This window comes from Streptomyces sp. NBC_00582, assembly GCF_036345155.1.
Lineage (GTDB): Bacteria > Actinomycetota > Actinomycetes > Streptomycetales > Streptomycetaceae > Streptomyces.
This window is the reverse complement of sequence record NZ_CP107772.1, coordinates 9,754,249-9,767,466: the sequence shown is the minus strand read 5'-3', so window position 1 is coordinate 9,767,466 and position 13,218 is coordinate 9,754,249. Positions and strand designations below refer to the sequence as shown.

Genomic DNA, 13,218 nt, shown 5'->3' with positions numbered 1-13,218 from the left:
CGGTGATCCGGTCGTGTGCGAGGCCGACACTGTATCTTCTTCAACTTCCGCTTGACTACAGGGCCGTTGTGGAGCGGATCAGCCGGGGAGACGTCGGGGCAGGTCACGTCCGCGCACCCCCCGTCACGGCACGATCGAGCGGCCAGGACGGCGAGTTCCGTTCCGGCAGACACCGTGAGCACCCGCCGCGGGGCGGAGGAGTCAGGGCGAAGGTGTGTACGCCCGCCACGCGCGGCCGCCGTCGCGGGAGATCCACAGCCCCTCGTCCTTCACCAGGTCGTACGACGGTGTCGTCGCGTCCGTGATGCCGTAGAGCGTGGTGCCGTGGACGGTGAGCGAGGTCAGGGTCGCCGGTGTCTCCAGCTGGTGGAAGGCGTTGTTGGTGGGGTCGTCGGCGAGCCAGTACCGGCCGCCCGCCTCGCCGACGAGCAGCCGCCCGTCCTCGAGCGGCTCCAGTACGAGCGCGTCGGGGCCGCCCTCGAGGTCCTTCCACGGGATGCCGCCGTCGAGGACGGTCCTCCGGTGCCCGCCGTCGTCCGCCGTCACCAGCAGGCCGCGCTCTTTGTCCCCCTGGGTGAGGGACAGCGCCACGGTGCCGCCCCGCGCGGCGAGGACGCCTCCCGTGTACGGCTCGGGGACGGCCTTGGTGCCCAGGGTGCGGCCGTCGCGCTGCCACACCACGCGGTCGGCGCTCTCCTCCGTCAGGGACTGGTCCAGACTCCAGACCGTGCCGCGCTCGTCGAGGGCGAGGCGGGCGGCACCGTCGGGCACCCCGCTCAGGGGCGCCACGGTGCGGGTCGCGGGGCGGTGGACGAGGACCGGCTCCCACTCGCCCAGCAGGATGTCGCCGGCGCGCGAGCCCAACGGGGTCTCGTCGACGACGACCTGGTGGCGCCTGCCGCGCAGGTCGAGGGTGTACGCCCCCTCGGCCCCCTCCCCCGACGGCACCCGCACGAAGCCCTTCGGCGCCCCCTTGAACACGGCCCGTGTGTCCTCCGCGTTCGTGTGTTCCGCGTGCTCGGCGACCGTACGGCCGTCCGGGCCGACGATCCGCCAGGCCGCGGCGGCCGGACCCTCGTCGTCCTCGACGTTGTCGGCCTCGTACGTCAGCAGCAGCGAGCCGTCGCCCGCACGGGCCACGCCGTAGGGTGCGCCGGCCGCCTCGATCACATCGGCGGGACGCGGGTGAGGGTCTTCGACGACCTGCTTGTACGTGGCCTCGCGGCTCCCTGACGCCCCGTCGTCGGAGCCGCCTCTACCGCAGGAGGTCAGCGCCAGCGCCGCCATCACGAGCCCGACCGCGCGCCGCCCAGGTCTCTCCAGCCACCTCATGGGCACATCCTCACATGACGCCCCGACAGCTCACGTCACACCGCATCGGCCTGCGACGCATGCTCGGGCGGGCCTCGGGGACACGGCCGGGCAGAATGGCGGGCATGAACGAGAGCCCGAACACCCGTACGACATCGGTCGAGTCCAGACCGCCGCTGACGGCCGGCCTCGGCGGCGCCGAGCTGCTGCGCTGGTACTGGACGCTGGAGGAGCTCACCGGTCTCGCCCGCACGCTGGGTGTCGCGCGGCACGGCGGCAAGGCGGCGCTCACCGCCCGGCTCGCCGCGGCGCTGGACGGCCTGCCGCTGCCGGCCGCTCCGGCCCCTCGGCGCCCGAAGGCGGCGCAGTTGGCCGGGCCCGTCGACGGCGACACCGTGATCCCGGCCGGCCAGCGGTGCAGTCAGGTCCTGCGGACGTATTTCCTCGAGGCGATCGGCCCCGGTTTCCACTTCGACGCCTTCATGCGGGACTTCATCGCCCGCAAGGCCGGCCGGACCCTCGCGGACGCGGTGGCGCACTGGCACGCCACCCGCCCGGACGCGGCCCGGCCGCGCGAGATCGAGGAGCAGTTCGAGTACAACCGCTTCACCAGCGCCTGGCACCGGCGGAATCCGGCCGGCACCCGCGCCGAGGCTCTTGAGGCCTGGTACGCACACCGCGCGCTGCCCAAGGCGCTCAACGGCGACGCGGGACGCTCACGGCTCTCCCCCGTCACCGACCAGGCCGGCGATCCACCCCGGTAGGCGCTGTCTGCGGGCGCGGTAGACGTGGGCGAGGGCGTCCCGTGCCCGCTCGGCACCCTCGTCGGTGATCCGGTAGAAGCGTCGACGCGGTCGGCCCGCTTCCTGGTGCACGGCGGGGTCCTCCCAGGTGCTGTCCACCCAGCCGACCTGTTCCAGACGGGCGAGGATCGGATAGATCGTGCCCGACGGCAATCCCGCCAGCTCGCACAGCTCCAGGCCGTAGCGCTCCCTGGCGGGTTCCTCCAGCAGGGCCCGCAGCACCAGTTGGGTCTGCAGGGTCATACGCGGACTCCCCATACTCGTACTCTACATAGCCTGTGCACGAGGTGTGAAGCGGCGGTGGCGGTTCGTTTCGCTCAACGTGAGGTCGTCCGGCGTGGTGCCGTCTCGGCCCACAGCGTCTCCCAGTCGGCGAGGTCCCGGCGGTGCGACAGCCGGGCGGCGCAGACGTGGACGGCTGCGCCGGTGAGGGCGACGGCCAGGAAGGCGATGATCGCCCAGCCCATGGTGCGGCTGCGGATCTGGTCGGCGGTCATGGGCGGTTCGGTGATGGTTCCGTCCTTCTCGTCGAGCCAGACGTCGACGGTGCTGCCCGAGGTCAGTCCCGGCAGCGCGTCCGTCCGTGCGGTGCGGGTCCGTCCGTGTGGATCGGTGAAGCGGACCGTGACGGGGTGGCGGGTCTCTTCGGCCTCCGCCGATCCGGGTTCCGGATGGCGTCGGGTGTCATGGGCGAGGACGGCGGTGGTGGGGTGCCTGCTCTGCCTCTGGTGGTCGGCTGTCGTGCGGTAGTGCCGGTAGGCGGCGTCACCGACGGTGAACAGGGCGGCCAGGCCCAGGGGGGACGATCAGGAGCAGGGCGAGGGCGATCCCGTCCCGGAGCCGGTCGGTGCGCCGGCGCAGGGGGTTGCGACGTCGCCGGCGCCACAGGGACGGGGAGAGCGTCGGCTTCCACCGGGAATCGGGGGGCGGCTGCGCGGGGGGTGTCGCGCCGGACACAGTGGTTCTCCTTCCGGGGAGGCGCTCGTGGAGGGGCGGCGCTCGTGGAGGGGCGGCCGGGGAGGCGCTCGTGGAGGGGCGGCGCTCGTGGAGGGGCGGCCAGGGAGGCGCTCATGGCGGGGCGGCGCTCGTGGCGGGGCGGCCGGGTGGGCGCGGGAGCGGCGGTGGCCGGGTGGCCGCGGGAGCAGGGGCGTCTGGTGGCCGCGGGAGCGGGGGCGGCCGGGAGGCCGCACCAGCAGGCGTGGCCGGAGGCCGCACCAGCAGGGGTGCCCCACGGCCGGTGGAGCGGTACCGGCCGGGGGGCGAGGGACGGGGTCGGCGAGGTCAACGGTCGGGACGCGGTGGTCGGATGCCGCGGGTCGACGGATGGGTGTGCGCGGATCGCAGGACGGTGGCGGCGCCGCGCAGCGCGGCGGTGTGCGGTGCGGGGACCGTGCGCACGGGTGTGTGCAGGCCGTCGGTGAGCAGGCGGACGAGGTCGGGGCGCAGGGCTCCGCCGCCGGCCAGGAGGGGTCCTGCGGCGAGGGCGTCGGCCGTGTGGGAGGTGCGGTCCTGCCGGATCATGGAGGTGATCATGGCGGTGACGGCTTCGCCGATGTCCGCCGAGGCGCCCGGGCAGGAGAGGTCGGTGGTGCCCAGGGCGGTGCGGCGGGCGTCGAGGACGACGCCGTCGACGAGCAGGACCACTTCGGTGAGCCGGGCGCCGAGGTCCACCACGAGCAGGGGACGGGTGAGGTCGGCGCCCGTGGCCAGCGCGACGGCGCGCGCGGTGGGCACGGTCAGCACGGCGCGCGGGCGCAGCACCCGCAGGGCCGTGCGGGCCCGGTCCCGGTGGGTGGGGCCGTCCAGCACCGGCGTGGTGACCACGACCAGCGGACGGGCGAGGGGCGGCAGGCGGTGGCCGAGCAACCGGTCGAGCATGCGGGCCGTCGCGGTCACGTCGATGACGGCGCCCCGCTGGAACGGGTGCACCGCCCCGGCGCCGGGGAAGGTGACCGTGGGGACGTCGAGGATCGTTCGGTGGCCGGCGATCCAGGCGCGGGTCCGGTCGCTGCCCAGGTCGAGGGCGAGGCCGTAGCACCGCCGGCATCGCGGCCAGGGCGGATGTGCGGCGCGGACGCCGGTGCGGGGGCGGCGTACGGCGGTCATCCCGCGGCCTCCCGCAGGTGCTGGCACCGTGCGCAGTAGCGGGCGTGCGGCACGATCATCAGGCGTTCACGGTCGACGGGGCGCCGGCACCGGTGGCAGCCGCCGTAACGGCCCTCGGCCATGCGCTCGAGCGCCGCCTCGACGTCGTGGAGGACCATGCGCGCGGAGTCGGCGAGTTTGCCCTGCACCTCGGCCCGGGCGGCGGAGCGGTGCCGGGGCAGGGTCCCGGTGCGGGGCGCCGCGGCGATCTGCCGCAGCTGTTCCCTGCGAAAGAGGCGCTGCTCGTGCAGGTTCTCCCGCAGCGCGGCGAGGTCCTCGGGCGACAGGTGCGTGGCCTGGTCGTCGGCGGTCTGGTGGTTCACCACTTCACCCCTTGTGTGCAGGACGGAGACGGAGGCGGGTCGGGGCGGGGCCGGTCAGGCGGCGGCGCGGCGCTGGCAGGCGACGCAGTACCGGGTGTAGGGGAGGATCTCCAGACGTTCGGCGGGGACCGGCTTCGCGCAGCCCTGGCAGGTGCCGTAGGAGCTGTCGTCGACGCGGGCGAACGCCTCGTCGATCTCCTTGAGGACCCGCTGGATCGCTTCGGCCTGGGCGGACATCACCTGGTCCTTCACGATCCGGCCGGCCTCGTCGAGGGCCCGGAGCTGGGCCATCCGGCTGCTGCGGGCGTGTTCGAGGCGCTGCCGTGCCTCGTAGGCGGCGGGCCGTCCGGGACGGGGATCGGTCTGGGGGGTGTCGAGCGGCACGACGGGTCCTTCCTCCGGGTGCGGCGGGCGCCGCGTTCGCGACAGGCCCTCGGTCACCGTCGACTCTGCTCGGTGCCGTGGGGAAAGCCCATCGGGCGCGGACCCCATTCGCCCGGTACCGCGCTACCCATACGGCGCTCGCACGGGGCGGTGGATGGGTGGTGCGTGGTGTGGGAAATGGGTGTTGGGCCCCATCGACGGCGGGCACCGGGCGACGGAGGCTGGGGGCAGGACCGGTCACGACCGTGTCCCGTGGCGTGCGCCCGTGCGAGGAGCGCGAGAAGGCCGGTCGGGACGGGTCGCGGAAGGAGGAGCTGTTCCCGTGTCGCTGTTCTGGCGGATCTTCGGGCTCAACGCCCTGGTGCTGGGCACCGCCACGGCGCTGCTGCTGTGGGCGCCGGTGACGGTCTCGGTGCCGGTGCTGCTGACCGAGGCGGTCATCCTGGTGGGCGGTCTGGCCGTCATGCTGGTCGCCAACGGCACCCTGCTGCGCTGGGGCCTGGCGCCGCTGGGCCGGCTGACCCGTCTGATGACCACCGTCGACCTGCTGCGGCCCGGTCAGCGGCTGCCCGTCCCCGGCGCCGGCGGCGGCGAGGTGTCCGAGCTGATCCGCACCTTCAACGCCATGCTCGACCGGCTGGAGCACGAACGCGCCACCTCCAGCGCCCGGGCGCTGCTGGCCCAGGAGGCGGAACGGCGCCGTATCGCCCAGGAACTGCACGACGAGGTCGGGCAGAGCATGACCGCGATCCTGCTGGTGCTCAAACGGGCCGCGGACGACGCCCCGGAGCCGCTGCGCGGAGATCTCCGGCAGGCACAGGAGATCACCCGGGAGAGCCTGGACGAGGTACGGCGGCTGGTGCGCCGCCTGCGGCCGGGTGTTCTGGACGATCTGGGCCTGGTCAGCGCGCTGACCTCGCTCACCCAGGACTTCGCCACGCACACCGGGCTGCGTGTCGTGCGGCGTCTGGACACCGACCTGCCCGACCTGGGCCAGGAGGGCGAACTCGTCCTGTACCGGGTGGCCCAGGAGAGCCTCACCAACGCGGCCCGCCACGCGGACGCGCGTCGGGTGGAGGTGGGCCTGCGCCGCGCCGACGGGGCGGTGGTGCTGGAGGTCGCCGACGACGGGCGCGGCATCGAGGCCGCCTGCGAGGGCGCCGGGATCCGCGGCATGCGGGAACGGGCCCTGCTCGCCGGGGCCGCCCTGGACATCTCCTCGACACCCGGCACCGGCACCCGGATCCGCCTGACCACCCCCGTCCCCAGGAAGCAGCGCTGACCATGTCCGACGACATCCCTCCCGAACGCGGCACGGCCGCGGCCCTGTCGACGCCGAAGCCGATCCGTATCCTGCTCGCCGACGACCACGCCCTCGTACGGCGCGGCGTACGTCTGATCCTCGACCGCGAACCCGACCTGCGGGTCGTCGCCGAGGCCGGGGACGGTGCCGAGGCCATCGACGAGGCCCGCGCGACGGAGGTCGACCTCGCCGTCCTCGACATCGCCATGCCGCGTCTGACCGGCCTCCAGGCGACCCGCGAACTGGCGGCGCTCAAGCCGGGGCTGCGGATCCTGATGCTGACCATGCACGACAACGAGCAGTACCTGTTCCAGGCACTCAAGGCCGGGGCCTGCGGCTATGTGCTGAAGTCGGTGGCCGACCGCGACCTGGTGGCCGCCTGCCGGGCCGCGATGCGCAACGAGCCGTTCCTCTACCCGGGTGCGGTCACCGCTCTGATCCGCGCATATCTGGAACGCGTGCGGCACGGCGAGGAGAACGCCGATCACCTGCTCACACCGCGCGAGGAGGAGGTCCTCAAGCTGGTCGCCGAGGGTCATTCCTCGAAGGAGATCGCCGAGATCCTGTTCATCAGCGTCAAGACCGTGCACCGGCACCGGGCCAACCTCCTGCACAAACTCGGCCTGCACGACCGGCTGGAGCTGACCCGCTACGCCATCCGCGCCGGGCTCATCGAACCCTGACGTCTGCCCCGCCTGCCCTCCCCCGCATCCGGACCTCGAGAAAGAGACGGTGCATGCGCCCGGCGTCCCGCGCCGTCCCGACCTCCGGCCACCGGCTCGCCGCGGCACTCGGCGCGCTGCTCGCCGTCCTGCTGGCGACGGTTCCCGCAGTCGCGGAAGCCGGCGCCCGCGCCGGCGTGCCCCACCCGGCCGTGGCGGCCGGGGCCGCGGGCGCCGAGCGGACGGACAGCGGTCCCCGCGCGGACGACCCGGACGTCGCCGGACGCACCGCCGAGGCCGGGGTCCGCCACGACCGTCTCGGTGAGCGCCCGCAGCCACCGGACCAGCAGGCCACCCACCCCCGCGGTACGACCGCCGCGCCCGCCGCCGGTGTACGTCCTTCCGCGCCACCCGCCCGCGGCCCCGTCCCCCGCGACCGATCCGCGCACGACCGCGGCCGGGCCCCTCCCCCGCCTTCCGGCACCTGAGACGGCCCCTCACCCCTATTCCTGTCGCGGCCCGCCCGTGCCGCCGCCGCGACCTGCCTGCCGGAGGCTCGTGTTGAAACGCCGGAAGTACGCCTCGCGCCCGCGTGCGCTGCTCGCCCTCGCCGTGATCGCCGGATCGCTGGCCATCGCCCTCACCACACCCGTCCGCCTGGGGCTCGACCTGCGCGGCGGCACCCAGATCCTGCTGGAGACCCGCCCCACCGACACCGTCGACGCCGGACCGGAGACCACCGACCGCACCCTGGAGGTGCTGCGGGGCCGTATCGACGCGCTCGGTGTCACCGAACCGACGCTCGTCCGCTCCGGCGACCACCGCATCCTCGTCGAACTGCCCGGCGTACAGGACCCGGAGAAGGCGGCGGACGTCCTGGGCCGCACCGCGCAGCTCACCGTCCACGCCGTCCTCGGCACCGCCGAGTCCTCGGCGTCTACGGCCGAGGAGCGTGTCCTGCCGGACGGCTCCGGGCACGTCCTGCGGCTGAAGAGCGCCGACCTGACCGGGCAGGACGTCGAAGGCGCCGACGCCCGCTTCGACCAGCAGAGCGGCGCCGGATGGCACGTCGCCCTCGACTTCACCGACCCCGGCCGCGAGCGGTGGACGCAGGTCACGGCAGAGGCGGCCTGCCATCCGGCCGACGATGCGCGGCGCCGGGTCGCCATCGTCCTCGACAACAAGATCATCTCCGCCCCGCAGGTGGACCCGTCCGTGGCCTGCGGCGCGGGCATCGCGGGCGGCACCACGCAGATCACCGGCGCCTTCGACGACACCGAGGCACGTGAACTGGCCCTGCTCATCTCCGGCGGCGCCCTGCCCGTACCGGTCGAAACGGTCGAACAGCGCACCGTCGGCGCCACCCTCGGCGACGCGGCCATCGAGGCCGCGGCCCGGGCCGCGGTCATCGGCACCGCGCTGACCGCGTTGTTCGTCATCGCCGTCTACCGGCTCATGGGTCTCCTCGCGACGGTGGCCCTGGCCTGCTACGGCCTGATCTCCTACGCCGCCCTGGCCGCCCTCGGCGCCACCCTGACCCTGCCCGGCCTCGCCGGGTTCGTCCTGGCCATCGGTATGGCCGTGGACGCCAACGTCCTGGTGTTCGAACGGGCCCGCGAGGAACACGCGGCCCGCAGCCGGCCCAGCCCCCGCTCGGCCCTGACGGCCGGGTTCCGCGGCGCGTTCAGCGCGATCGCCGACTCCAACATCACCACGCTGATCGCCGCCGCCCTGCTGTTCGGGCTCGGCTCCGGCCCGGTGCGCGGCTTCGGCGTCACCCTCGGCATCGGTGTCCTCGCCTCCATGATCAGTGCCCTGGTCGTCACGCGGGTGCTCGCCGAGTACGCGGTCGGCCGCCCCGCGGCCTCGCGCCGGCCGCATGTCACCGGCATCACGGACACCGGATGGGTCCGCGACCGACTGCTGCGCCGGGATCCGTACCTGATGCGCCGTCCGCGCCGCTGGCTGGCCGTCTCCGCGGCCCTCCTCGTCCTCAGCGCCTCGGGCGTGCTGGTGCGGGGGCTCGACCTCGGCATCGATTTCACCGGAGGCCGGCTCATCGAGTACTCCACGACCACTCCCGTCGACCCCGACCGGGCACGCGAAGCCCTCACCGACGCCGGATTCCCCCGCGCGACCGTCCAGTTCTCCGGCGACCGTTCCCTCACGGTGCGCGCGGAGCACCTGACCGGGGCGGAGGAGGCCACCGTGGCCGACACCGTCAGCGGTCTCGGCGGGAAGACGGAGAAGATCCGTGACGAACTGATCGGCCCGAGCCTGGGCGACGAGCTGCGCCGTCACGCCCTCATCGCCCTCGGTCTCGCTCTGGGCGCCCAGTTGCTCTATCTGGCGGCGCGCTTCCGATGGAGGTTCGCCACCGCGGCCGTCGGCGCGCTCGTCCACGACGTGGTGATCCTCGTCGGGGTCTTCGCCTGGCTGGGCAAGCCCGTCGACGGCCTCTTCCTGGCCGCTCTGCTGACCGTCATCGGTTACTCGGTCAACGACTCCGTCGTCCTGTTCGACCGCATCCGCGAACTCCTCGCCCGCGACCGCACCACGCCACCGCCTCGGCTGACGAACCGGGCGATCCTGCAGACCGTGCCCCGCACCGTCAACACCGGCACGGGCGCCGCCCTCGTCCTCACCGCCCTGGCCGTCCTGGCGGACGGCGCCCTCACCGACTTCGCCCTCGCCCTGCTCATCGGCCTGGCGGTCGGCACCTACTCCTCGGTGTTCACCGCGGCCCCGCTCACCCTCCTCCCGTACGCGCGTCACAAGGGGTCGCCGGATCCCTCCGGCCCGGCGCTGCCGCACCTCCGGCCTCGACGACCCCGCAGGAGGCGGTGACCACGGCCGGGGCGGCAGCCCTGGCACTTCGCGGGCAGCGGCCGATCGCCCTCGGCCGCTTCCGCTGGTGTGCTCCGCGGCTCTGCGGGAAACTGAGAGGGCGTCCGAGATGCCGCCCCCCTGGTAGTGAGACGACTCATGGCTTTCTTCGCCCTCTCCCGTACGCAGCCCTTCGCGCTCCTGTCGGCGACCGACCTCGCGCGGGAGAACGCCCGCCTTCAGGAGGAGAGCGCACAGCTCCAGCGGGCGGTGACCTCTCACGCCGTCGTCGACCAGGCGCTCGGCGCCGTCGTCGTCCTGGGACAGATCCCCCCGGAAGAGGCGTGGCGGGCGCTGCGCGACGTGTCCCAGCACACCAACACCAAACTGCGCACCGTCGCCGAGCACATCCTGGTGTTCGCCCAGGGCGGCGATCTGCCGGAGGCCGAGCTCGTCGAGCTGCGCCGTGCGGTGACCCGGTATCGGGGGTGCCGGGACGCGGCTCGTCCGCCGGCCCCGGCCGCATGCCCGTAGAAGCCCTCGCGTGAGGGCGATCTTCACGCCATACTCATGCCATGAGTTCCGCAAGCGGCGCCGACAGCGGCCCCCCGGACCCGACCACGCCGCATGCGGCGGACCTGCCTCGTCTCACCCAACAGGAGCTGCGCGGCGCGTGGGTGGTGGCCCTGCACGGCGCCTTCGACGCGAACTCCGCGCCCTTGCTGACCGAGGCTCTTCAGACCGGGGCCAGGACGCACTCCGCGGTGGTCGTCGACGCCGCCGACGTCACCTTCGCGGATTCCACGGTGCTCAACACGCTGCTCACCGTCAACCGGACCACCGACCTGCGGCTGGCCAGGCCCGCTCCCCCGCTCCGCCGGGTCCTGGAACTGACCGGAGCGGACACCGTCCTGGACATCCGGTCCACCGTGGAGGACGCGGTCACGCGGTGAGCGGAGGCCGGCGGGCCTCAGCCGGGTCCCGCCGGACCGTGCGGGGTGATCGGGGCCGCAGGTCCAGCCGGTCCGTCATACGGCCGCCGCTCGCAGGCCCGTCGCGAGGTCGGCGATCAGATCCTCGACGCCCTCCAGACCGACCGACAGCCGCACCAGCCCGGGCGTGACCCCGGCCGCCGCCTGCTGACGGGCGTCCAACTGGGCGTGGGTGGTGGAGGCGGGGTGGATGACGAGGCTGCGTACGTCGCCGATGTTCGCGAGATGGCTGAAGAGCCGGACCCCTTCCACGAAGCGCCGGCCCGCCTCCCGTCCGTCGGCGAGTTCGAAGGCGAGGACCGCTCCGGCGCCCCGCGGCAGACAGCGCTTGGCCCGCGTCCGCCACGGGCTGGAGGCCAGTCCGGCGTAGTGCACCCGCGTCACCTGGGGCTGTTCCTCCAGCCATGCGGCGACGGCCTGGGCGTTCGCGACGTGCCGTTCGATGCGCAGGCTGAGCGTCTCCAGGCCCTGCAGCAGCAGGAAGCTGTTGAAGGGGGAGACGGCCGGTCCGAGATCGCGTACCAGGCGGGTGCGCATCCGCATCGCGTACGCCAGGCCGAGGTCGGAGAAGGAGTCCCAGAAGGACAGCCCGTTGTACGTCGGGTCCGGCCGGGTCAGCCCGGGCCATCGGCCGGGATCGGCACCGAAGTCGAAGTGTCCGCCGTCGACGACCGCCCCGCCGATGCCGGTGCCGTGGCCGGACAGGAACTTGGTGGTGGAGTGCACGACGATGTCGGCGCCGTGCTCCAGCGGGCGCAGCAGGTACGGGGTGAGCACGGTGTTGTCGACGACGAGCGGGACCCCCACCTCGTGGGCGATGCCGGCGACGGCCTCCACGTCGAGCACGTTGCCGCGCGGGTTGCCGAGGGTCTCGCCGAAGAAGGCCTGCGTCGTCGGCCGTACGGCGTCGTACCAGGCGCACAGGTCGTCCGGGTCGTCGACGAAGGTGACGTCGATCCCGAAGTCGGCGAACGTGTGCTCCAGGAGGGTGCGGGTGCCTCCGTACAGGGAGGACGAGGCGACGAGATGGTCGCCCGCGCGGGCGAGGTTGAGCAGGGCGAGGCTCGTCGCGGCCTGGCCGCTGGCCACGGCGACGGCCGCCGAGCCGCCCTCCAGGGAGGCGAGGCGTTCCTCGGCCACGGCGGTCGTCGGGTTCGACAGCCGGGAGTAGGCGTGGGTCGTGAGGTCGGCCAGCTCGAAGGCCGCCGCGGCGTGCCCGGTGTCCCGGAACACGTACCCGGCGGTCGGATGGATCGGCACCGCGCGTGCGCCGGTGGCCGGGTCGGGGACCGCGCCGGCGTGCACCTGCCGGGTCTCGAAGGCCCATGTGCCGCTGGTCATCGACCGCCCTCCCGCCCGGCCAGGACGTCGGACCACCAGCGCTCGGCTACCCGTGGATGCGAGCGGAGCCAGCCGATCACGGCGTTCTCCCCGAAGGCCGCCAGGAGGGGGTTGTCCGGGTCGTCGCTCACCCCGCGGCTGAGGGCCGCCAGCTCGGGCGGCAGCGGAAGCGGCCGGACGACGGCGTCGAGGCGCGGGCCGAGGAAGAACGGGATGGAGTAACGGTGCACGCCCGCCCGAGGGCTCACCACGCGGTGCCGGGTGGCCCGCAGATAGCCCTGGGTGGCGATCTCCAGCATCTCACCGATGTTGAACACGAAGGCATCCGGCAGGGGCACGGCGTCGATCCACTCGCCGTCCTCGCGCTGCACCTGGAGGCCGCCGACCTCGTCCTGCTGCAACAGGGCGAGATAGCCGTAGTCCTTGTGCGCGCCGACGCCCTGGTCGGCGTCGTCGGTGGCGCGCGGCGGGTAGTGGACGATCTTCACGTGCACGGCGGCCTCTTCGTCGAACCACCGGTCGAAGTAGCCCTCGTCCTGTCCGAGCGCGGCGGCGAGGGCCCGGAGCACCTCGCGGCTCACCCTCAGCGCCTCCGCCTGCCAGCGCAGCACGAGTTCGCGCAACTCGGGCAGCGCGGACGGCCATTGGTTGGGTCCGACGAGCCGCAGATAGTCGGGGTCGCCGGGGCCGGTCCTCAGCGCCGTACGCTCCGGACCGATGTCGATCTGCTCGCGCCAGTCGGCGCCGCCCGCCGTGTACTCGGTCCCGGTGCGCGTGTAGCCGCGGAACTGCGGTGAGTTGACGTTCTCGATCTCCAGCCGCTGCTCCTCGGGCAGGGCGAAGAAGCTGCGTGCCGCGCTCAGCACCTCGTCGCGCAGCGAGAAGGGGACGCCGTGCCCGGTGACGTAGAAGAAGCCCACCTCGTGGGCGGCGGACCGGAGTTCGGCGAGGAACGCCTCGCGTTCCGCGTGCGGGGCGCGGAAGCGGGAGATGTCGATGACGGGCAGGGCTGTGGGCTGGGCCATGAGGTTCCTTCGCGGCGACGGGAAAACCGAGGAAAGCACGGCGGGTCGCGCCACGGCTCGCGTACACATGACTGACAAGAAGCTGTCACACGCGGGCCGGAAT

Annotated in this window: 15 protein-coding genes; 7 read left to right on the top strand and 8 right to left on the bottom strand. The window is 73.7% G+C overall.

The window, feature by feature from the left end:
• Positions 1-201 precede the first annotated feature (201 nt).
• Positions 202-1,332, bottom strand: coding sequence for a hypothetical protein (locus OG852_RS44200; protein ID WP_330350831.1), 1,131 nt, complete (start codon positions 1,330-1,332; stop codon positions 202-204).
• Between the two features lie 104 nt (positions 1,333-1,436).
• On the opposite strand from OG852_RS44200, the gene OG852_RS44195 reads away from it, so the two are divergent.
• Positions 1,437-2,075, top strand: coding sequence for a DUF6434 domain-containing protein (locus OG852_RS44195; protein WP_330350830.1), 639 nt, complete (start codon positions 1,437-1,439; stop codon positions 2,073-2,075).
• On the opposite strand, the gene OG852_RS44190 is transcribed toward OG852_RS44195, so the two are convergent.
• The 5 genes from OG852_RS44190 to OG852_RS44170 form a co-directional block, all read right to left on the bottom strand.
• Entirely contained in the window at positions 2,028-2,357 is a 330-nt protein-coding gene (locus OG852_RS44190; RefSeq protein ID WP_330350829.1) for a PadR family transcriptional regulator, read from the bottom strand. The genes OG852_RS44195 and OG852_RS44190 overlap by 48 nt on opposite strands.
• Before the next feature lie 74 nt (positions 2,358-2,431).
• A complete protein-coding gene (locus tag OG852_RS51090) occupies positions 2,432-2,896 on the bottom strand; it encodes an Rv1733c family protein (protein ID WP_443064676.1) in 465 nt (154 codons plus the stop codon).
• Positions 2,897-3,395: 499 nt separating this feature from the next.
• Entirely contained in the window at positions 3,396-4,220 is an 825-nt protein-coding gene (locus OG852_RS44180; protein ID WP_330350827.1) for a hypothetical protein, read from the bottom strand.
• Positions 4,217-4,585, bottom strand: a complete 369-nt coding sequence (locus tag OG852_RS44175; RefSeq protein WP_330350826.1) for a TraR/DksA family transcriptional regulator — start codon at positions 4,583-4,585, stop codon at positions 4,217-4,219. Before OG852_RS44175 ends, OG852_RS44180 begins: the two co-directional genes overlap by 4 nt.
• Before the next feature lie 51 nt (positions 4,586-4,636).
• The gene (locus tag OG852_RS44170) at positions 4,637-4,966 is read right to left on the bottom strand and encodes a TraR/DksA family transcriptional regulator (RefSeq protein WP_133914323.1); all 330 of its coding nucleotides are present in this window, start codon (positions 4,964-4,966) and stop codon (positions 4,637-4,639) included.
• A gap of 322 nt (positions 4,967-5,288) precedes the next feature.
• Between OG852_RS44170 and OG852_RS44165 the strand changes: the two genes are divergently transcribed.
• The 6 genes from OG852_RS44165 to OG852_RS44140 all read left to right on the top strand — a co-directional run bounded on the left by OG852_RS44165 (position 5,289) and on the right by OG852_RS44140 (position 10,710).
• Complete coding sequence (locus OG852_RS44165) at positions 5,289-6,248, top strand: HAMP domain-containing sensor histidine kinase (RefSeq protein ID WP_330350825.1); 960 nt, start codon at positions 5,289-5,291, stop codon at positions 6,246-6,248.
• Between the two features lie 2 nt (positions 6,249-6,250).
• On the top strand, positions 6,251-6,952 hold the full coding sequence (locus OG852_RS44160) for a response regulator transcription factor (protein ID WP_330350824.1): 702 nt from the start codon (positions 6,251-6,253) through the stop codon (positions 6,950-6,952).
• Between the two features lie 53 nt (positions 6,953-7,005).
• Entirely contained in the window at positions 7,006-7,419 is a 414-nt protein-coding gene (locus OG852_RS44155) for a hypothetical protein (RefSeq protein ID WP_133914325.1), read from the top strand.
• A gap of 70 nt (positions 7,420-7,489) precedes the next feature.
• Positions 7,490-9,778: a protein translocase subunit SecD gene (gene secD, locus OG852_RS44150; protein ID WP_443064624.1), complete on the top strand. Its 2,289-nt coding sequence runs from the start codon at positions 7,490-7,492 to the stop codon at positions 9,776-9,778.
• Positions 9,779-9,916: 138 nt separating this feature from the next.
• Positions 9,917-10,291, top strand: coding sequence for an ANTAR domain-containing protein (locus tag OG852_RS44145; protein WP_133914326.1), 375 nt, complete (start codon positions 9,917-9,919; stop codon positions 10,289-10,291).
• Positions 10,292-10,332: 41 nt separating this feature from the next.
• Positions 10,333-10,710, top strand: coding sequence for an STAS domain-containing protein (locus OG852_RS44140; protein ID WP_133914327.1), 378 nt, complete (start codon positions 10,333-10,335; stop codon positions 10,708-10,710).
• A gap of 75 nt (positions 10,711-10,785) precedes the next feature.
• Here the strand turns inward: OG852_RS44140 and OG852_RS44135 are convergent, their stop codons facing one another.
• Both OG852_RS44135 and OG852_RS44130 read right to left on the bottom strand, forming a co-directional pair.
• On the bottom strand, positions 10,786-12,090 hold the full coding sequence (locus OG852_RS44135) for an O-acetylhomoserine aminocarboxypropyltransferase/cysteine synthase family protein (RefSeq protein WP_330350822.1): 1,305 nt from the start codon (positions 12,088-12,090) through the stop codon (positions 10,786-10,788).
• The gene (locus OG852_RS44130; RefSeq protein ID WP_330350821.1) at positions 12,087-13,115 is read right to left on the bottom strand and encodes an isopenicillin N synthase family dioxygenase; all 1,029 of its coding nucleotides are present in this window, start codon (positions 13,113-13,115) and stop codon (positions 12,087-12,089) included. Before OG852_RS44130 ends, OG852_RS44135 begins: the two co-directional genes overlap by 4 nt.
• Positions 13,116-13,218: the final 103 nt, after the last annotated feature.